The sequence below is a fragment of the Tepiditoga spiralis genome (assembly GCF_014701195.1).
GTDB lineage: Bacteria > Thermotogota > Thermotogae > Petrotogales > Petrotogaceae > Tepiditoga > Tepiditoga spiralis.
Genome location: NZ_AP018712.1, coordinates 1248032 through 1267644 on the forward strand (window position 1 = coordinate 1248032; position 19613 = coordinate 1267644).

Genomic DNA, 19613 nt, shown 5'->3' on the forward strand with positions numbered 1-19613 from the left:
AATGAACAAAGAAAAAGCTGCTAAAAAGTTTGTAGAGTTACTTGAAATAATGGAAATATTGAGGAGCGAAGAAGGATGTCCTTGGGATAGAAAGCAAACACATGATACTTTAAAGCCGTATATAATTGAAGAAGCTTACGAAGTCGTAGAAAGTGTTAACTCAAAAGATTATAAAGAACTTGCAGAAGAATTAGGTGATGTTTTGCTACAAATAGTATTTCATGCTCAAGTAGCTTCAGAAAATAATAATTTTGAAATAACCGATATTTTAGATGCAATTAACGACAAGATGATAAGAAGACATCCTCATGTATTTGGAGATGCAAAAGAATATTCGTATGAACAATGGGAAAATTTGAAATCAAAAGAAAAAAATAAGGAAAAATTTTCAAAAATAGGAAACTATAAAAAAGGAATACCACCACTTTTACAACTCAGAAGATTATTTGAAAATTCTTTAGCTGTTGGATTTGATCCTTTCTTTGAAGAAGATATTTTTGAAAAAATAATTGAAGATGCTGAAAGAGATAATATAAAAGGTGTTTTTGAAAAAATAGTTTATTTATCAGTAAAAAATAATGAAGATATAGATTCTATTTTAAGCAATATATCAAAAAAATATTATAATAAATTTCAAATTTTTGAAAATATTCTTGGAAATAAATTTAACGATATTGATAAGAAAGAGAAAAAGAAAATATGGGATAATTTAAAAGAGGGGGAAGTTTAATGAAAAAAGTATTTTTAAGCTTAATGGTTATTATTACAATTGTATCGTTTTCTACTGTAAAATACATGGATTTCAAAGATAATACGGTTGTAAAAGTAAACAATGATAAAGTAAATTCAGAACTTTTAAATGCAACATCAAAGTCTATTTTAATCTTACAGGATTTAAAAAGTAAGTATGGTGAATTTTATAATACTTTAACTGGAACAGCAACTGGTATAAAATTTTTAAATACTTACAATAAAGAACAAGCAATGAAACTTGTAAATCAGTACTTGTTTATACAATTTGTTGAAAGTAAGGGAATAAACTTAAATAGAGATGACTTAAAAAAAATATATGTTCAAAAAGTAAATGATATATTTTCAAAATCAAACATATCACCAAAAGACATAAATTTATACCTTTTGAGTAAAGGATATTCATCAAAAGAAGTTTATGTTGAAGATAATTATTTAAAAGCTTTGTACAAAAAGGCAATTAATGAACTTTATTTAAAAAAATATGATGAAATACCCTTGAAAGAAGATGAAATTAAGAGTTATTATAATAAAAATTCAAAAGCATATGTTTCAAAGCCAAAAGCAGATTTAAAAGTGATAAAAATAAATAATACTGATGAAGCATCATTAACTTATAAAAAAATTATAGATGGATATTATACATTTGATGAAGTGTATAATATGTTTAAAGATAAAAATGAAGCTGAAAAAATAACAGTTAATCTAAATGACAATGATAAAGTTTTAGCTCAAGTAATTAAAAATGCATCTGGATATATTTTTGAACCAATGAAATATGGTGATCATTATGAAATTATAAAAATAGAAAAAAAATACCCATCTAAGAATTTATCATATGAAGAAGCAAAGAATTATGTTGAAAGAGATTTAAAAGATCCAATTGTAAAAAAATATTTTAGTGAAGAGTTGCAAAAAGAGTTTGATAAGTTTAAAAAAAATTCAGAAATAATCTTTAACGAGAAAATGTTTTAGGAGGTAATTTTATGATAACAAAAGAACAAGTTATGTCAGCATTGGAACATGTTTATGACATTGAAATAGGATATGATGTTGTGTCACTCGGGTTAATTTATAAAGTGAATATTGCAGAAAATAATGATATTTACGTTGAAATGACTCTAACAACACCAATGTGTCCTATGGCTGGGTTTATGGTTCAAGAAGCAAAAGATAAACTAAAAGAGGAAATAAAAGAGGCAAATAATGTATTTGTTGAATTGACATTTGATCCACCATGGAGTCCAGATATGGCAAAAGATGAAGTAAGGCAAGTACTTGGAATATGAAGCTAAAAGATTTAATTAATAAAACGGGAGACTATGATGTTTCCCGTTTTCAATTATTAAAAATAATTTCTAAAATAGAAAATAAAGATATGAGTTATTATTTGTTGAATGATGATATTAAAGAAGGAACAATAAAAAAACTTCTTAGAGTTTTAAATGGATATCCGCTTGAGTATTTAATAAATGAAGTAAAATTCTTAAATAATAAGTTTTACGTAGATGAAAGAGTTCTAATTCCAAGAATTGAAACAGAAGATTTAGTTCTTTATGCAAAAAAAACAATAGAAGAAGAAAATATAAAAAGTATAGTAGATATAGGTACTGGTTCAGGAGTTATAGCAATTTCATTAAAAAAATATTTTCCAAATATGAATGTTTATGCAATAGATATTTCTGAAAAGGCATTAGATGTTGCAAAATTAAATGCTAAAAAGTTAAATGTTGATATAAATTTTTATTGCGGAGAGTATATAGAACCAATAAAAGATAAAATAAGTGAAATTGAAATGATAGTGTCAAATCCACCTTATGTAGAAGAGTCTTTTAAAAATAATAGATTGAAGTATGAACCGTCTATTGCATTATATGCTGGTATTGATGGACAAAATTTTTTTAAAAATTTATTAAAATATGAGCAGTTAAAAGGGAAAATTATGTTATTTGAAACAACTGAATTTAATTATAAAAAAACGGAAGAAATTTTAAAATTTTTTGGAAATACAAAAATTTTAAAAGATTCATTTGATAAAAAAAGATTTATTGAAATAAATAATAATAATTTTATTTAATTCGTTTTAATAGAGTTTTTTTAACTTTTTATATTGAGAAGTTTAATGTTATAATCAAAAAAATAATATTGGAGTGGTTGTGATGAAGTATAATATAAATAAAAAATTAAATAATGTTATTTCATGGTGGAACTCAAAGACATCTGATCGGTGGCTTTGAGTTTTTCTATATATTTTTAAAGAAAAACTTTTAAAACAAAATCAGGTGTCTGCTTATGCAGACACCATTTTTTTTGGGGGAATAAAAATGTTTAATTTAAAGTTAGTTTCAAAAAAATTTAAAGAAAAAAATATTATTAATTTGAAAAATCTAAAAATAGGAAAAGATTTAATTATTATAGCTGGTCCTTGTAGTGTGGAAAGTGAAAAACAAATTTTACAAACAGCATTAGAAGTAAAAAAAGCTGGAGCAAATATATTGAGAGGCGGTGCATTTAAGCCACGAACTTCACCATATTCATTTCAAGGACTTGGAATAAAAGGTTTAAAATTATTAAAAAAAGCTGGTAAAATGTTTGATATGCCTATTATTACTGAATTAATAGATATAAGGGATATTAATTTAATTGGAGAATATTCTGATATAATTCAAATAGGAGCAAGAAATATGCAAAACTTTCCTCTTTTAAAGGAAGTTGGGAAAACAAATAAACCAATAATGTTAAAAAGAGGAATGAACTCAACTTTAGAAGAATTTTTATGTGCAGCAGAGTATATAATGAAAGAAGGAAATAATAAGGTTTTTCTTTGTGAACGAGGTATTAGAACTTTTGAAACTTATACAAGAAATACCCTTGATTTAAGTATAATACCATCTATAAAAAAAGAATCTAATTTACCAATTTTTGTTGATCCATCTCATGGAACAGGATTATTATCACATATTGAACCAATGAGTTTAGCTGCTATTGCAGCTGGTGCAGATGGATTGATGATAGAAGTTCATATTAATCCAGAGAAAGCATTATCAGACGGATTCCAAGCTTATCCAGCTAATGAGTTTAAAACTTTAGTTGATAAGATAAAAAGATTGTATTTAACTTTAAATAAAAAATAAAAGGAGAAAATATGAAAACAATAAATATTATTAAAAATTCTAAGATTTATGTAGGAGAAAGTTTAGAAAACGTTCATAATTATATAAAAAATAAAAATATTGTAGTTATTACAGATGAAAATATAAAAAAATATTATGAATTACCTTTTGAAAAAATTATAACTTTAAAACCAGGAGAAAAAACTAAAAAATTAAAAACTATTGAAGAAATAGCAAAAAAATTAATAGAGTATGAAGTGGACAGAAGTAGTTTTCTTTTGGGTATTGGTGGTGGAGTTGTTTCTGATATTACAGGTTTTGTTGGAAGTATTTATATGAGAGGATTAAAATATGGTTTTGTATCAACAACATTACTCTCTCAAGTTGATGCTTCAATAGGTGGAAAAAATGGAGTTAACTTTTATAAATATAAGAATATTTTAGGAACTATAAATCAACCTGAATTTGTACTTTCTGATTTAAAAATGTTAAAAACTTTGAGTGATAAAGAGTATAGAAATGGTCTTTCAGAAGTAATAAAGTATGGATTAATTTTAGACAAAGAATTATTAAATTTTATAGAAAAAAATATAGAAAAACTTTTAATGAGAGACGAAAAAACACTAGAATATATAGTTCATACTTGTAGTTTTTTAAAAAGTAAGATAGTGAATGAAGATGAAAAAGAAAATGGAATTAGAAAAATTTTGAATTTTGGTCATACTTTTGGGCATGCAATTGAAAGAATAAAAAATATTAAGCATGGAGAAGCCATTAGTGTAGGAATGATGAGAGCTTTACAGTTATCAAAAAAATTAAATTTTATTTCAGATAATGATATTAAAAGAATTGAAAAGCTCTTAAAAATATTTAAATTACCAACAGAAATTAATATTTCAACAAAAGAGTTAATGATTTTAATAAAAAAAGATAAAAAAAGAAGTAATGATTATATTGATTTTATTTTATTAAAAAAAATTGGTGAATATAAAATACAAAAACTAAAGTTTAAAGAATTGGAGGAGTTATGATAAAAATTTTAAGATCAAAAATTAATGGAAGTATAACAGTTCCATCATCTAAAAGTATAATGCAAAGGGCTATAGCTATTTCTTTATTATCAAATAGAAAAATAATATTAAAAAATATTTCTTTTTGTGAAGATTCAAATAATTCTATTAATGTAATTAAAAAGTTTGGAAAGAAAATAATTATTGATGAAAATAATATAGTAATTGATGGAAAAATAGAAGGTATTCCAAATGAAATAAATTGTGGAGAATCTGGATTATGTGTTAGAATGTTTACTCCAATTATTTCGCTATTTTCAAAAAAGATAAAAGTTAATGGAAAAGGGAGTATTTTAAAAAGACCTGTTGGATTTTTTGAGTCAACTTTAAAAGAACTTGGTGTTGGTTTTAAATGCAACAATAATTTTTTACCCTTAGAAGTTAAAGGACCTATAAAATTTAATAAATGTTTAGTCGATGGAAGCATAAGCTCACAATTTTTAACTGGTTTATTAATAGCACTTCCAAATAAAAAAAATGATACTATTGTTGAGGTAAAAAACTTAAAGAGTAAAGGTTATATAGATATGACTTTAAAAATAATGAAAGATTTTGGTGTAAATATATTAAATGAAAACTATAAAAAATTTTTTATAAATGGAAATCAAAAGTATAAAAGAGATTTTTATACTATAGAAGGAGATTGGAGTTCTGCGGCATATTTTTTAGTGGCAGGAGCTATTTCTGAAAGTATAGAAGTTCATGGTTTAAATATAAATTCGAAACAACCAGATAAAAATATAATAAATATTTTAAAAGAAGTTGGAGCAAATGTTGAAGTGGGAAATGAAGTTGTAAAGGTAAAAAAGAATGAGCTAAGAGCATTTACTTATGATTCAAGTGATTCTCCAGATTTATTTCCTGTACTCGTTGTTTTGGCAGCTTTTTGTGAAGGGAAATCTATAATATATGGAGTTAATAGACTTTTATATAAAGAAAGTAACAGAGCAAAGGTTATTTTTGAAGAATTTTCAAAAATAGGTATAAAGATAAATATAGATGGAAATAAAATGGAAGTTTTTAAAAGTGAAATAAAAAATGGATTTATTAACACTCATAATGATCATAGAATAGCAATGGCTGCAGCTATTGCTGGTATAAATTCAAATACTAATATTATTTTAGACAATAAAGAATGTGTTAATAAATCATATAAAATGTTTTGGGATGATTATAAAAAGGTTGGTGGAAAAATTGAATAGTTTTGGTACAATTTTTAAAGTATCAATTTTTGGAGAGTCTCATGGTGTAGGAGTTGGAGTAATTATTGATGGATGTCCACCAGGAATAAGTTTATCAAAAGAAGATTTTATAGAGGATTTGCGTAAACGAAAAAGTGGTACTTTGGGAACTACAAAAAGAATTGAAGATGATGAACCAGAGTTTTTAAGTGGTATTTTTAAAGGAAAAACAACAGGAGCTCCAATAACTATATTTTTTAAAAACAAAAATATAAAATCAAAAGATTATGATGAATTTAAGAATATACCAAGACCAGGACATGCAGATTTTGTAGCAATGAAAAAGTATAATAACTTTAATGATTATAGAGGAAGTGGACATTTTTCAGGTAGATTAACATTGGGGTTAGTTGCTGCAGGAGTAATTGCAAAAAAAATTATAAAACCAATATGTATAAATGCTATTTTAATAGAAGTGAATGGTAATAAAAATATAGATGAAGAAATACGAAGAGCTATTAAATTAAATGATTCAGTAGGTGGAATAGTAGAAGTAATAGGAAAAAATATGATGAATGGACTTGGAGAACCTTTTTTTGAATCTGTAGAATCTAAAATTAGTTCTATTATTTTTTCAATTCCAGGAATAAAAGGAATTGAATTTGGATGTGGTTTTAATTGTACAAAGATGTATGGAAGTCAAGTTAATGATGCTATTTTAAATGAAAATGGTAAAACAAAAACAAATAATTCTGGTGGAATAAATGGTGGAATAACTAATGGTAATGATTTAATTTTTAGAGTTGCAGTTAAACCAACATCAAGTATATCAAAGATACAAGAAACATTTAATTTAAAAACAAAACAAATGGATAATTTACAAATAAAAGGAAGACACGATACATGTTTTGCATTAAGAGTTCCAGTGGTACTTGAAGCTGTAACGGCAATAGCAATAACAGATTTTGTTTTAATAAAAAAGGGGGAAGAATAACATGAAAACTTTAAAAAATAATTGGTGGTGGAAGATACGGGTACGGAGGTAATAAAATGCCGACGTTACCCGTCGGCGGTTTTATATAAGACCGTCTTAATTTTTATATTAAGATGGTCTTTTTTTATAAAAATGGAGGTGAAAAAATGGTTAGTATAGAAAAAATAAATTTTGAAACTATAAACACAGATCTTATTTTGCAAAATTTAAAATTTATAGGAGTTTTTGAAAAGGATAATTATTCAATATTTGTATTAGAAAAAGCTTTTGAATTAATAAAAAAGAAAGAAAAATATTTTTTAAAAAAAGAAGGTAAGAGAAAATTTATAAAAACTAACAAAAATTATTTAGAAGTCTTGAATGAATTTAGAAAATTTATTCCTGAAAATGAATTTAAGAACTATAAAAATATTCCATTTGGTGGAATTGGATATCTTGGTTATGAATACTTTAATGAAGTAGAAGATATAAAGTTTAATAAAAAATATCATGATAATTTATATGATTGTAATTTTATATTTGGAAGAACATTTTTAATCTTGGATTATTTAAAAAAAGAAATATTAATACTTTCAATGAAATATTTGAACGAAACTAAAAGTATAGATACAAAAAGCAATGTGAAAAAAGTAAAAAAAGAGGTAGAAAATATTTTAAATAAAAAAAATTATAGCAAAAAAGGAAATTTAACTCCTTATTTTTATAAAATAATTCAAAATGAATCTAAAAATGAATTTTTATCAAAGATTAATTATATAAAAAAGGAAATAGAAAATGGAAATTTAATACAATGTGTTTTATCAAGAAATATAAAAATAAAAACAAATATTCCATTTTTAAATTTATATAAAAGATTAAGAAAAAATAATCCTTCTCCATATATGTTTTATTTTAATTTTGATGATATTACTTTATTTGGTACTTCTCCAGAATCAATGGTAAGTGTAAAAGATGAAATTATATTAGTTAATCCAATTGCAGGAACTAGAAAAAGAGGTTGTACAAAATTTGAAGATAACTTATTAATTGAAGATTTGTTGAATGATAAAAAAGAACAAGCAGAACACCTTATGTTAGTTGACTTAGCAAGAAATGATTTAGGAAAGGTTTCTCAAAAAAATACAGTTAATGTTAAAGAGTATATGAATATAGAAAAATTTGAAAGTGTTATACATATTGTGAGTAAAGTAAATGGATTATTAGAAAAAAATAAGACTTCTTATGATGTAATAAAAGCTACTTTCCCAGCGGGAACAGTTACTGGTGCACCTAAATTACAATCAATTAAAACAATAGAATTATTAGAAAAAGATAGACGAGGACCTTATGCAGGTTTAATAGGTTTTTTTGATTTTTATGGTAATTTTGATAGTTGTATAACAATTAGAAGTGCTGTATGTAAAGAAGATACAATAAGACTTCAAGCTGGAGCAGGAATTGTTTATGATTCAATACCAGAAAAAGAATATTTAGAAACAGAAAATAAAATTAAATCGTTATTAAAGGTTATAAAAGAAGAGGTGAAAAAACAAGATGATACTTTTATTGGATAATTATGATTCTTTTACGTATAATTTGTATCAACTCTTAATTAATTTTGATAATGATGTAAGAACATTTAGATCAGATAAAATTTCAATTAAAGAAATAAAAAAGCTTAATCCAGATTATATTGTATTATCTCCTGGACCAGGTATTCCTAAAGATGCAGGAATTTTTATAGATACAGTAAAAACATTTATAAAAAATACTCCTATACTTGGTGTATGTTTAGGTCATCAAGCTATATTATCAGCTTTTAATGTTCCAATAGTTAAGGCAAAAAATATTTTTCATGGAAAAATAGATACAATAAGGCATAATGGAAAAAGCGTATTTAATGGAATTAAAAATAATATAAAAGTAACAAGATATCATTCATTAGTTGCAAAAGAAAGTGATATACCAAATGAATTTGAAGTTTTAGCAAAAAGCAGAGATGGAGAAGTTATGGCTATAAAACATAAAAAGTATAAATGTGTTGGAGTTCAATTTCATCCAGAATCAGTAGGAACAGAAGGGGGAATAAATATGTTAAAAAATTTTTTTGAAGAAGATATAAATACAAATGCTTTAATAGAAAAAGCAATGAAAAAAGTTCTTTCATTTCAAGAAAGTTATAAATTAATGAAAAATATTTCGATTTTTAATACAGCACAAATTGCATCCATTTTAACTATATTTAATATGCGTAAAGTTTCTTATAAAGAACTAGCGGGGTTTGCAAAAGTTTTAAAAGATAATGCAGAATATTTTCCAAAACCAAATTTAAATGAAAAAAGATTAGATGTTTGTGGTACTGGTGGATCAAAAATGAAAACTTTTAATGTATCGACAATTTCTTCTATAGTACTTTCAGCTTTAGGCGTCAATATAGTAAAACATGGGAATAGAGCAGTTACTTCTCAATCTGGAAGTATGGACTTACTTGAAAAGTTAGGATTTAATTTAGATATTGATAATGAAGAAGCTTATGATTTTTATAAAAAAAATAACTTTACATATTTATATGCTCCAAAGTATCATAAAATAATGAAATATGTTAGTGAAACAAGAAAATCTTTAAAATTTAAAACTATTTTTAATTTAATAGGACCTCTTTCAAATCCAGCACATGCAACATATCAATTGATAGGAGTTTATGATAAAAAATATTTAAAACAAATGTGTAAAGCTTTAAAATATTTGGGCATAAAAAGAGCAATGGTAGTATCTTCAAAAAATGGATTAGATGAAATTTCAATATTTGAACCAACCTATATTTGTGAATTAAAAGATGGAAAATTTTATGAATATATTTTTGATTTTTCAAATATAGACAATTATGTAAAGTACGAAGATATAAAGTATGAAGATAATCAGAATAATGAAAAGATAGCTTTGGAAATATTGAATGGAAATGATATAAAAAGAGCAAAAATTGTTTGTATAAATGCTGGTGCAGCACTGTATTTATATGGAAAGGCAAATAGTATAAAAGAAGGATATTATATGGCCCTTGAATCTATAAAAAATAAAAAGGCATTAAAAAAACTTGAAAAATTAGTAAAAGTAAGTGATATAAATGTATGATATTTTAAAAGAAATTATAGATAAAAGACAAATAGAAAATGTATATCCACAAAAAAGAACTGTACCAGTATTAAAGCCAAAAAATAACTTAGTAATAATGGAAATAAAAAAAAGTTCTCCATCAAAAGGAAAAATAAAAAACTTTAATATTTTAGAACAAACAAATCTATATATAGAAAATGGAGTCAATTGTATATCAGTATTAACCGAAAAAAATTTTTTTGGAGGTTCTTTAAATGATTTAATAAAAATAAAAAATAAATATCCAAATATTTTAGTTTTAAGGAAAGATTTTTTAACTTCAAAAAAAGATATAGAAATTTCATATAATGTTGGAGCAGACATCATTTTATTAATAACTTCATTATTTATTAAAGAAAAAAATGGATTAAAAAAAATGAAAGAATTAAAAGATTATGCTGAAAAATTGGGTATGACATGTTTAATTGAAATTCATTCTAAAAAAGAATTAAACTTTGCTTTAAAACTCGAACCAAAATTACTTGGAATTAATTCAAGAGATTTAAATACTTTTAAAATAAAAAAAGAATTGCCATTTGAATTAAAAAAATATATAAAAAAAATAAAAGTAATATATGAATCTGGTATTAATAATTATTTAGATTCGTTTTCAATAGGTGTATTTGGATTTAATGGTATACTTTGTGGAACATCAGTTATAGAAAACAAGAAAAGAATACCAGAAATAATAAAAGGATTTAATGATGGGAAAAACAATCAAAATAAATTTTATAAATATATGTTTAATAAAATTTATTTAAAGAAAGAGCTAGTGGTTAAAGTATGTGGATTAACTAATTTAAAAGATACTGAATTTGTTATAAAAAAAGGTGCAAATATCGTTGGATTTATTATGGCTAAAAGTTTAAGACAAGTCAATTATGAATTTTTAAAAAATACTGCATTAAAAATAAAAAATAATATGAGAGCTTTAGTGATTACAAAAGAATATTTGGATCAAGCAATAAAAGCATACAATGAAAATTTGATAGATGTTGTGCAAGTTCATGGAGAATTCAATGAAAATAAATTAAAAAAAATAAAAATACCTTACTATAAAGCAGTTAATTTAAAAGATAAATTACAAATAAAAAAAAGCATATTTACTTTATACGATGCATTTTCTGAAAACACTTATGGAGGTACAGGAAAAACATTATCAAACGAATTAATAAAAGCAATAAAAGAAAAAGAAAGCTTTTTGGCTATTGCTGGTGGAATCAATGAAAAAAATATACAAAAAATTTTAAAATATACCCCTAATATGATAGATTTATCTTCAGGTTTAGAAAAAGTTCCAGGAAAAAAAGATAAAGAAAAAGTAGAAAAATTTTTTTATGAGGTGAAAAAATGGAAAAAATAGAATATTATGGAGTTTATGGTGGAACTTATATACCAGAAGTATTAAAGTCATCAATAGATGAATTAAAAGAAAATTTTTATAGATATGCAGAAGACAAAAAATTCAATGAAGAGTACAAAAATTTATTAAAAACTTTTGTAGGAAGGCCAACACCGTTGTATTATGCAGAAAATTTAACAAAAAAAATAGGTGGAGCAAAAATATTTTTTAAATTAGAAGGATTGGCAAATACTGGGGCACATAAGATTAATAATTCATTAGGCCAAGCCTTGCTTGCTAAAAAAATAGGTAAAAAAAGAATAATAGCTGAAACAGGAGCTGGACAACATGGAGTTGCTACTGCTGCAGTTTGTGCAAAGTTAAATCTTGAATGTGAAATATTCATGGGTGAAGTTGATATAAAAAGACAAAGGCCAAATGTTTTTATAATGGAACAATTTGGAGCAAAGATTCATTCAGTTACTAATGGTACGAAAACTTTAAAGGACGCTGTAAATGAAGCATTAAGATATTGGACAAAAAGAAGTTTTGATACGCATTATTTAATAGGTTCTGCATTAGGACCTGCGCCTTATCCTCAAATGGTTAAATTTTTTCAATCAATTATTGGTAAAGAAGTAAAAGAACAATTAAGAAGTGAAAATATAAATAAACCAGATTATATGATTGCTTGTGTTGGAGGAGGTTCAAATGCTATAGGTTTTTTTTCAGAGTATATAAATGATGAAAGTGTTAAATTAATAGGTGTTGAAGCAGGTGGAAAAGGAATTGAAAGTAATGAACATGCATCTAAAATTTCTGGTAATGGAACAGTTGGTATAGTACAAGGATATAAATCAAAATTTTTGCAAAATAATGATGGTCAGATCTTATCAACACATTCGATAAGTGCTGGATTGGATTATGCGGGCATAGGTCCTGAATTAGTATATTTAAATGAAATAAAAAGAATAAACTTTGTAAACGAAAAAGATGATGAAGTTATAAAAACTTTTAATTTTGTAACAAAAAATGAAGGAATAGTACCAGCTTTAGAGTCAACTCATGCAATATCTTATGCATTAAAATTAGCTTCAAATTTAAATAAAAACAAAAATATAATAGTAAATATTTCAGGAATTGGAAATAAAGATATTTTTATAACTGCTAAACTTTTAGATAAAACAAATTGGATTAACTTTTTAAAAAGAGAGGTTGAAGAAAATGGATAAAAAATTTTTGATGACACATCTTGTATGTGGATATCCAAATTTAAAAAAGACAAAAGACATTATAGAAGCAATGAATGATGGTGGAGCAAAGTATATAGAAGTTCAAATTCCATTTTCTGATCCAATAGCTGATGGTCCTTTAATAGAAGATGCTTCTAAAGATGCAATAAATAATCAAATTACAGTAAAAAAGTGTTTAGATTTTATAAGTAGTTTAGATGAAAAATTAAGAAAAAAAATAATAATAGTAACTTATGCTAATATTATTTTTAAATATGGAATTGAAAATTTTGTATCTAAACTTTCCAAGTTAAAACTTTATGGAATATTAATTCCAGACTTATTACCTGAATATGATGAGGGTTTATCAAATTTTTGTAATAAATATAAAATACATAATATATTAATAATATCTAAAAATACAAACTTGAATAGAATAAAGTATTTAAATAAAAAAGGAAATGGTTTTTTTTATGTTACAGCAAGAAATGGAATAACTGGAGAAAAGACAATATTTAATTTAGAAACATTAAATTGGTTAAAAAAAATTAAAGACATTATAATTAAGCCAATTGCATTGGGATTTGGAATAAATTCAAAAGATCAAATATTAAAAATAAAAGAATTTACAGACATAGTAGTTGTTGGAAGTCACTTTATAAAAATAATTAATGAAAATAAAAACTGCAAAAAAATATATGAAGTAATAAGAAAAGAAACAGAAAAATTAGTGAATTTTTTATAATAAAACTCCAGTTAAACTGGAGTTTTTAGTTATTTATTAAGAAATTAGGATCTTGATAAGCTGGATTTGGATACTTATAAAATCCTTCACCAGTTTTAATACCTTTTTTCCCTTTATCTATATAATTTTTCTTACAATATTCAGCCATTTTTAATGATTCAGTATCATTACCAATGGTACCATTTCTTAAAGCAATATTGTAAACTGTATCCATACCAACCATATCAATTATACCAAAAGGACCTATTTTTGCTCCTGTACTAATCATCCATGTTTTATCAACACTTTGAGGATCAGAAATACCTTTGAAAATAAGAGTTCTTGCAGCTTTTAATAATGGAACTAAAAGGGAATTTAAAACATAACCAGGTTGTTCTTTATAAATTGGTATAGGAATCATACCAATATCTTTAGCAAAATTTAAAACTATGTCAAAATATTTTTTATCTGTTTTATCATGCATCATTACTTCTCCAATGTTTGCATCCCAAACCGGATTTGCAAAGTGTAGAGCTAAAAATTTTTCTGGTCTTTTTGTTTCATTAGCAAACATACTGGGCAACATTGTTGAAGAATTTGTTGTGAAAATGGTTTTTTCTGGAGCAACTTTAGATAAATTAGAATAAAATGTTTTTTTTATTTCAGATACTTCTGGAATAGATTCACTTACTAAATCAGCATTTTTAACGGCTTCTTCTAAATTTGTTGTGTAAGACAAACGAGAAAGAGTTGAGTCAATTTGCTCTTTAGTTGCTCCTTTTTTTTCTTCAAATAATTTAGCAAATTTTTTATGAAATTCTTTTCCGCCTTCAAGTCCTTTTTCAAAGGCATCATAAACAACTACATTAAAACCATTAAATGCTACTTGCCAAGCTATTTGTGCCCCCAACACACCAGCACCAGCTACCATTACATTGTTTATTTCCATGATTTTTCCCCCTTACTATAGATAATTTTGAGCAAATTTCACAAATGCTCAATTTATATTATATCACTTTTTCACAAAAATGTCATCATAATTTACCACCAATTCAATGGACAATTTAAAAAATAAAGTATGTATAATAAAAAAATAAAATATTAAAACAAGATAAAAAATAATTTTTTCTGGTATAATTTTAATATATGAACGTTTTTTTATGAAAAAATTAAGAATTAAAAAAGCCTATATTTTAGTATGATGTAGTGATTATGAGTGATTATTTGTAAAAGAACACAAATATAAGTAAAAAAAATAAAAAATCTTTAAAATACCTTGATTTTAGTAATAAGTTTTTGGTATAATTACTATGAAAACAATTTCATAAATTATCCGGAGGGAGGAAGAATAATGAATTTTTTAAGTAAAGTTACAGCAATTCCAAAGCTTCCTGAAAGAATAAAAGGATTAAAAGTTCTTTCAAAAAATATGTGGTGGACATGGAACTATGATTCACAGAAGTTATTTGAAATAATTGATTTAGATTTATGGATTTCAACAAATAGAAATCCAGTAGTTTTTTTAAAGAATGTTAGCCAAAAAAAATTAGATTCTGTTTTGAATGATGAAGAGTTTTTGAATTTATATGATTATGTGATGAAAACATTTGAAAATTATATGAACACGGATGATACATGGTTTAATAAAACACACAAAAATTATAAAGGTGGAGAAATTGCTTATTTTTGTGCTGAATATGGAATACATGAATCTTTACCTATTTATTCAGGAGGTTTAGGAATATTAGCTGGAGATCATGTTAAATCTGCAAGTGATATAGGAATACCATATATTGGTGTTGGATTTTTATATAGACAAGGTTATTTTCAACAAAAAATAAATAATGAAGGTTGGCAAGAAAGCATATATGAAAGTTATGATTTTGCAGATCTTGCTGTTGATCCTGCAAAAGATAAAAATGGAGAAGAAGTTTATGTTGATATAGATATAGCAGGTAAAAAAGTATTCGTGAAAGTTTGGGAATTAAAGGTTGGAAGAGTAAAGGTATATTTATTAGATACAGATATACCTCAAAATGATCCAGATGAAAGATGGTTAACTTCAAGATTGTATGGTGGCGACCAAGAAATGAGAATAAGACAAGAAATGCTTCTTGGTATTGCAGGAGTTAGAGCATTAAGAAAATTAGATATAAATCCTTCTGTTTGGCATATGAATGAAGGTCATGCTGCATTTTTAAATCTTGAAAGAATGAGAGAATTAATACAAAGTAATAATTTAACTTTTAAAGAAGCAATAGAAGTTGTTAGAGCTGGATCAATCTTTACAACACATACACCGGTTCCTGCTGGAAACGATGCATTTCCTTTGTATTTAATGGATAAATATTTTGGTAATTATTGGCCAACATTAAAAGCAACAAGACCAGAGTTTATGCAATTAGGATTAGAAGCTAGACCAGATGGATCTGAAATGTTTTCAATGACAATATTGGCACTTTCTCTTGCGGGAAGAGCAAATGGTGTTTCAAAACTCCACGGTGAAGTATCAAGAAACTTATGGAAACATGTATGGAATGGTATAGAAGCAGTTGAAGTACCTATAACTCATGTAACTAATGGAGTTCATAGTGAAACTTGGATAGCAGATGACTTACAAAAACTGTTTAAAGAAGAGTTTGGTGAAAACTGGAATAATGAAATAGACGATCCAGATATGTGGGCTAAAATTGAAAAAATATCAGATAAAGAATTATGGGAAAAGCATCAAAAACTAAAATTAAAACTTATTAATCATTTACACGAAAGATTAAAAACACAAAGATCAAGACATGGTGAAACTGTTGAAGAATTAGAAAGTATAGAAGATATTTTAGATCCAAAAGCATTAACTATAGGTTTTGCAAGAAGATTTGCAACTTATAAAAGAGCAATATTAATATTTAGAGATTTACAAAGACTTGAAAAAATACTAAATAATCCAGAAAGACCAGTTCAAATAATTTTTGCTGGTAAAGCACATCCAGCTGATAAGCCTGGACAAGAGTTTATAAAAAGAATATATGAAATTTCAAGAATGGAGCAGTTTAAAAATAGAATAGTTATAGTAGAAAATTATGATATGAATCTTGCAAGACATCTTGTTTCAGGTGTTGATATTTGGCTTAACAATCCAAGAAGACCTCATGAAGCATCAGGAACATCAGGAGAAAAAGCAGGAATGAATGGTGCAATGAATTTTTCAGTTCTTGATGGCTGGTGGGTTGAAGGATATAATAAGAAAAACGGATGGGCAATAGGCGATAATAGAGATTATACAGATTTAGAATTACAAGATAATATTGATAGTGTTTCAATGTATAATACATTAGAAAAAGAGATAGTACCAATGTATTATGATAATAGAAAAGAAGATATTCCAGTAAATTGGATTAAAGTTATGAAAGAATCAATAAGATCAGTTGCATCTTTTTTTAATACTTCAAGAATGGTTAAAGAATATACACAAAAATTATATATGCCAGCACAAGTTCAAAACAATAAGTTCGTAAAAGATAATTTTGAAGTAGCAAAAGATTTTGCAAATTGGAGAGACATATTAGAAAGAAATTGGAATTCAATAAAAATAAAAGTAACTTCTAATCAAGATTTTTCAGAAACACTTGAAGTTGGAAAAATAATAGAAATAGAGTCAGAAATATATTTACCAGGAATAGGACCAGATTCAATAGAACCAGAAATAGTTGTAGCTAAACTCGAAGATGATAAAGTAATAAGTTTAAAAACATATGATTTAAAGATGATAAAAGAAATTCAACAAGATACTTATTTATATAGAGGTAGTTTTGAAATAGAAGATAGAGGCCAATATGGATACAATGTTAGAGTTTCTGCAAGTCATCCTTATATGCCACATAGAAATTATTTAATGAACTTAGTAAAGTATCCTATGTAATAAATATAAAAAAGTGATTCCGAATGGAATCACTTTTTTTAAAAATATTCTAAATAAAAATATTCTAAAAAATATTTTCTTTTACTGTTATATCTTTTTCATTTTTATAAATATTTAATGAGTTTAGTTTGTAACCAAGTTTTTCAATGTTGGTTGATAATTTATCTAAATCTGATTTAAAAATTTCTTCATTTTTATCAAGTCCAATTTTTAATATTACATCTTTTTCAGAAATATACATGTTTATATCTGTTATTCCAAAAGTTTCGGTTGGAAGAACTAATCTTAATTTTCCATAGTTTGAAGAATTTTCTTTGTTATTGTGTATTTCATTACCTTTTTTAAAACTCATAAATACAGGTACTCCAAGCATATTAAACATCATATATGAAGTATCATTTATATTTTTAGAATTTTCCATAGTTTTGTAGGCTGAAACTGCTTTTTCCATAGTTTTGTTTAATGTGAGTATATTTTTTTTAAATAATGTTTGTACTTGTTCTTCGTCTTTTTTCTTAACTTGCTCGAAATTTAATCTTTCATTTATAGAGTCATTTTTAAAAATTTTTTGTTTCAAAGTATTTGTTTTTACAATATTTTGTTTTTTTAAATGTTGTTCAAGATTTAATTTGAAGTTTTTATCTTTTAAAGTAGTTATTTTTTGATTTTTAATTTTAATTTTATTTTTTTGAATGAGTTTTTGTTTTATATACTTTTTTTTAGAAGATTGATTTTTAGAACTTTGTTTATTTATAATTTTTTTGAATTTAACATTTTTTTGAATTATATATTTTTTAGAATTTTTTACTAATGTAGTATTTTTGTGTGGAATTATTTTTTTTAAGTTGATATTTTTTTTATTAATAATACTTTTGTATTTTTTAAAAGAAGGTAATCGTATAAGTCTTTTTAATTTTTTTATGTTATTTTCTTTTATTGATATTTTACTTATTTCTTCATTACTTTTTTTGTTAATATTCAAAAATTTATTGTCTTGTATTTTTTCATTTAGTTGGTTTTTATTTTTTAAAATATTTTTTTCATTAATTATTGATTTATTAACAGTTTTAATACTTTGATTATTAGTATTTTGATTATTAATTTGTTGAATATTTTTTTTAAAAATATTTTGATTGTTTTTGTTTTTTTCTAATACTATATTATTTTGTTTTTGATACTCATTAGTTTTTGTTTCTTTTGTATCTTTATTACTTATAATATTATTGTTTTTAAAAATATTTTTCCCAGTTTTATTAATTTCTTCTTTTAATATCTTTTTTCCTTCATTAAAAGTTTCAATTTTTTGTTTTTTAGATTCAGTAAATTCAAATGTATTTTTTTTATTTATTTGTTGCTTTGAGTTATCATCATTTTTAAGAATATTTTTTTCAAGATTTTTATTTAATTTTTTATTTTTTATTATACCTTCATTATTGTCATTTTCTAATATATTTTTTTTATTTAATGAAGTATTATTGTTTTCTTTTGAAGTATCTTTTTTTAATAATTCTGTATTTAATGAATTATTATTTAATGAGTTTTTATTAATTTCTTTTTTAGGTGAAATAAAATTTTTTATTATTTGTTCAACTTTTTTTGCAATAAAATTTGGTGATGGATGAACTAATTTTGATTTTAAAAAGCTTTTTGAAAATTCATCTATTATAGAACGAATAAATCCTTTAACTTGTTTTTGCTTTTCAGGGGTTATATTTTCTAAAAGTTTTTCTATATTAGTATTTTCTAAGTTGTTTTTAGAAAAATTTTCTTTTAGTGATTCAGAAAATTCTGAGATCCACATTAATAATTTACTCTTTTGAATGTTTGGAATATTTGAAATATCTATATTGAATGAAAGATTTTTAAAAATTTCTATATGGAGTGTATTATTAGTTAAGTTACCAAGCGCTTTTGTAAAAATAGCATTTTTTAATTCTTTTAAATCATTTGAAGTATTGAAAAGTAAATTTACAATACTTCCTTCTGGAAGCTTTTTTCCATTGCTATCTAATATATAAAGTTTACCCCCAGCATTTACTATATTTAATTTATTATCAGAATAAACTACCTTTCCTTGAAGCTTTTTAGAATATACATTATTAGAATTTTTTTTTATTGGTATATTTATTTTAACTTGCGAATTAATTTCATTCATAAAA

Annotated in this window: 16 protein-coding genes; 14 read left to right on the forward strand and 2 right to left on the reverse strand. The window is 24.4% G+C overall.

Going from position 1 to position 19613, the window contains the following annotated elements; all coding sequences use genetic code 11:
* Position 1 precedes the first annotated feature (1 nt).
* The 13 genes from IGS63_RS05865 (at position 2) to trpA (ending at position 13559) form a co-directional block, all read left to right on the forward strand.
* Positions 2 to 730, forward strand: a complete 729-nt coding sequence (locus IGS63_RS05865; RefSeq protein ID WP_190616057.1) for a MazG family protein — start codon at positions 2 to 4, stop codon at positions 728 to 730.
* Entirely contained in the window at positions 730 to 1725 is a 996-nt protein-coding gene (locus IGS63_RS05870) for a peptidyl-prolyl cis-trans isomerase (RefSeq protein WP_190616058.1), read from the forward strand. Before IGS63_RS05865 ends, IGS63_RS05870 begins: the two co-directional genes overlap by 1 nt.
* 11 nt (positions 1726 to 1736) lie before the next feature.
* Positions 1737 to 2039 carry a metal-sulfur cluster assembly factor gene (locus IGS63_RS05875; RefSeq protein ID WP_190616059.1) on the forward strand — a complete coding sequence of 101 codons (303 nt, stop codon included), beginning with the start codon at positions 1737 to 1739 and terminating at the stop codon, positions 2037 to 2039.
* Positions 2036 to 2827: a HemK/PrmC family methyltransferase gene (locus IGS63_RS05880; protein WP_190616060.1), complete on the forward strand. Its 792-nt coding sequence runs from the start codon at positions 2036 to 2038 to the stop codon at positions 2825 to 2827. The genes IGS63_RS05875 and IGS63_RS05880 overlap by 4 nt, the downstream gene beginning before the upstream one ends.
* A gap of 247 nt (positions 2828 to 3074) precedes the next feature.
* Positions 3075 to 3884 carry a 3-deoxy-7-phosphoheptulonate synthase gene (gene aroF / locus IGS63_RS05885; RefSeq protein ID WP_190616061.1) on the forward strand — a complete coding sequence of 270 codons (810 nt, stop codon included), beginning with the start codon at positions 3075 to 3077 and terminating at the stop codon, positions 3882 to 3884.
* An 11-nt stretch (positions 3885 to 3895) separates the two neighbouring features.
* Entirely contained in the window at positions 3896 to 4894 is a 999-nt protein-coding gene (gene aroB / locus IGS63_RS05890) for a 3-dehydroquinate synthase (RefSeq protein ID WP_190613305.1), read from the forward strand.
* Positions 4891 to 6135: a 3-phosphoshikimate 1-carboxyvinyltransferase gene (gene aroA / locus IGS63_RS05895; protein ID WP_190613307.1), complete on the forward strand. Its 1245-nt coding sequence runs from the start codon at positions 4891 to 4893 to the stop codon at positions 6133 to 6135. The genes aroB and aroA overlap by 4 nt, the downstream gene beginning before the upstream one ends.
* Positions 6128 to 7108, forward strand: a complete 981-nt coding sequence (locus tag IGS63_RS05900) for a chorismate synthase (protein ID WP_190613309.1) — start codon at positions 6128 to 6130, stop codon at positions 7106 to 7108. Before aroA ends, IGS63_RS05900 begins: the two co-directional genes overlap by 8 nt.
* 146 nt (positions 7109 to 7254) lie before the next feature.
* Positions 7255 to 8661, forward strand: a complete 1407-nt coding sequence (locus IGS63_RS05905; protein ID WP_190613311.1) for an anthranilate synthase component I family protein — start codon at positions 7255 to 7257, stop codon at positions 8659 to 8661.
* On the forward strand, positions 8642 to 10219 hold the full coding sequence (gene trpD, locus IGS63_RS05910) for an anthranilate phosphoribosyltransferase (RefSeq protein WP_190613313.1): 1578 nt from the start codon (positions 8642 to 8644) through the stop codon (positions 10217 to 10219). Before IGS63_RS05905 ends, trpD begins: the two co-directional genes overlap by 20 nt.
* On the forward strand, positions 10212 to 11603 hold the full coding sequence (gene trpF, locus IGS63_RS05915; RefSeq protein ID WP_190613314.1) for a bifunctional indole-3-glycerol phosphate synthase/phosphoribosylanthranilate isomerase: 1392 nt from the start codon (positions 10212 to 10214) through the stop codon (positions 11601 to 11603). The genes trpD and trpF overlap by 8 nt, the downstream gene beginning before the upstream one ends.
* Entirely contained in the window at positions 11591 to 12814 is a 1224-nt protein-coding gene (gene trpB / locus IGS63_RS05920) for a tryptophan synthase subunit beta (RefSeq protein WP_190613316.1), read from the forward strand. The genes trpF and trpB overlap by 13 nt, the downstream gene beginning before the upstream one ends.
* The gene (trpA, locus tag IGS63_RS05925) at positions 12807 to 13559 is read left to right on the forward strand and encodes a tryptophan synthase subunit alpha (RefSeq protein ID WP_190613318.1); all 753 of its coding nucleotides are present in this window, start codon (positions 12807 to 12809) and stop codon (positions 13557 to 13559) included. The genes trpB and trpA overlap by 8 nt, the downstream gene beginning before the upstream one ends.
* 25 nt (positions 13560 to 13584) lie before the next feature.
* Here trpA and IGS63_RS05930 read toward each other — a convergent pair whose 3' ends face one another.
* Positions 13585 to 14487, reverse strand: coding sequence for a 3-hydroxyacyl-CoA dehydrogenase (locus tag IGS63_RS05930; RefSeq protein ID WP_190613319.1), 903 nt, complete (start codon positions 14485 to 14487; stop codon positions 13585 to 13587).
* 402 nt (positions 14488 to 14889) lie between these two features.
* On the opposite strand from IGS63_RS05930, the gene glgP reads away from it, so the two are divergent.
* Positions 14890 to 17454 (forward strand): alpha-glucan family phosphorylase, encoded by a 2565-nt coding sequence (glgP, locus tag IGS63_RS05935; RefSeq protein ID WP_190613321.1) that lies wholly within the window; start codon positions 14890 to 14892, stop codon positions 17452 to 17454.
* A 64-nt stretch (positions 17455 to 17518) separates the two neighbouring features.
* Here glgP and IGS63_RS05940 read toward each other — a convergent pair whose 3' ends face one another.
* Positions 17519 to 19609 (reverse strand): hypothetical protein, encoded by a 2091-nt coding sequence (locus IGS63_RS05940; RefSeq protein WP_190613322.1) that lies wholly within the window; start codon positions 19607 to 19609, stop codon positions 17519 to 17521.
* Between the last annotated feature and the right edge of the window lie 4 nt (positions 19610 to 19613).

What these genes read in the sequence shown, in the direction of transcription:
- IGS63_RS05865 (WP_190616057.1), top strand. Translation starts at nt 2, where the DNA reads ATGAACAAAGAAAAAGCTGCTAAAAAGTTTGTAGAGTTACTTGAAATA.
- IGS63_RS05870 (WP_190616058.1), top strand. Translation starts at nt 730, where the DNA reads ATGAAAAAAGTATTTTTAAGCTTAATGGTTATTATTACAATTGTATCG.
- IGS63_RS05875 (WP_190616059.1), top strand. Translation starts at nt 1,737, where the DNA reads ATGATAACAAAAGAACAAGTTATGTCAGCATTGGAACATGTTTATGAC.
- IGS63_RS05880 (WP_190616060.1), top strand. Translation starts at nt 2,036, where the DNA reads ATGAAGCTAAAAGATTTAATTAATAAAACGGGAGACTATGATGTTTCC.
- aroF (WP_190616061.1), top strand. Translation starts at nt 3,075, where the DNA reads ATGTTTAATTTAAAGTTAGTTTCAAAAAAATTTAAAGAAAAAAATATT.
- aroB (WP_190613305.1), top strand. Translation starts at nt 3,896, where the DNA reads ATGAAAACAATAAATATTATTAAAAATTCTAAGATTTATGTAGGAGAA.
- aroA (WP_190613307.1), top strand. Translation starts at nt 4,891, where the DNA reads ATGATAAAAATTTTAAGATCAAAAATTAATGGAAGTATAACAGTTCCA.
- IGS63_RS05905 (WP_190613311.1), top strand. Translation starts at nt 7,255, where the DNA reads ATGGTTAGTATAGAAAAAATAAATTTTGAAACTATAAACACAGATCTT.
- trpD (WP_190613313.1), top strand. Translation starts at nt 8,642, where the DNA reads ATGATACTTTTATTGGATAATTATGATTCTTTTACGTATAATTTGTAT.
- trpF (WP_190613314.1), top strand. Translation starts at nt 10,212, where the DNA reads ATGTATGATATTTTAAAAGAAATTATAGATAAAAGACAAATAGAAAAT.
- trpB (WP_190613316.1), top strand. Translation starts at nt 11,591, where the DNA reads ATGGAAAAAATAGAATATTATGGAGTTTATGGTGGAACTTATATACCA.
- trpA (WP_190613318.1), top strand. Translation starts at nt 12,807, where the DNA reads ATGGATAAAAAATTTTTGATGACACATCTTGTATGTGGATATCCAAAT.
- IGS63_RS05930 (WP_190613319.1), bottom strand. Translation starts at nt 14,487, where the DNA reads ATGGAAATAAACAATGTAATGGTAGCTGGTGCTGGTGTGTTGGGGGCA.
- glgP (WP_190613321.1), top strand. Translation starts at nt 14,890, where the DNA reads ATGAATTTTTTAAGTAAAGTTACAGCAATTCCAAAGCTTCCTGAAAGA.
- IGS63_RS05940 (WP_190613322.1), bottom strand. Translation starts at nt 19,609, where the DNA reads ATGAATGAAATTAATTCGCAAGTTAAAATAAATATACCAATAAAAAAA.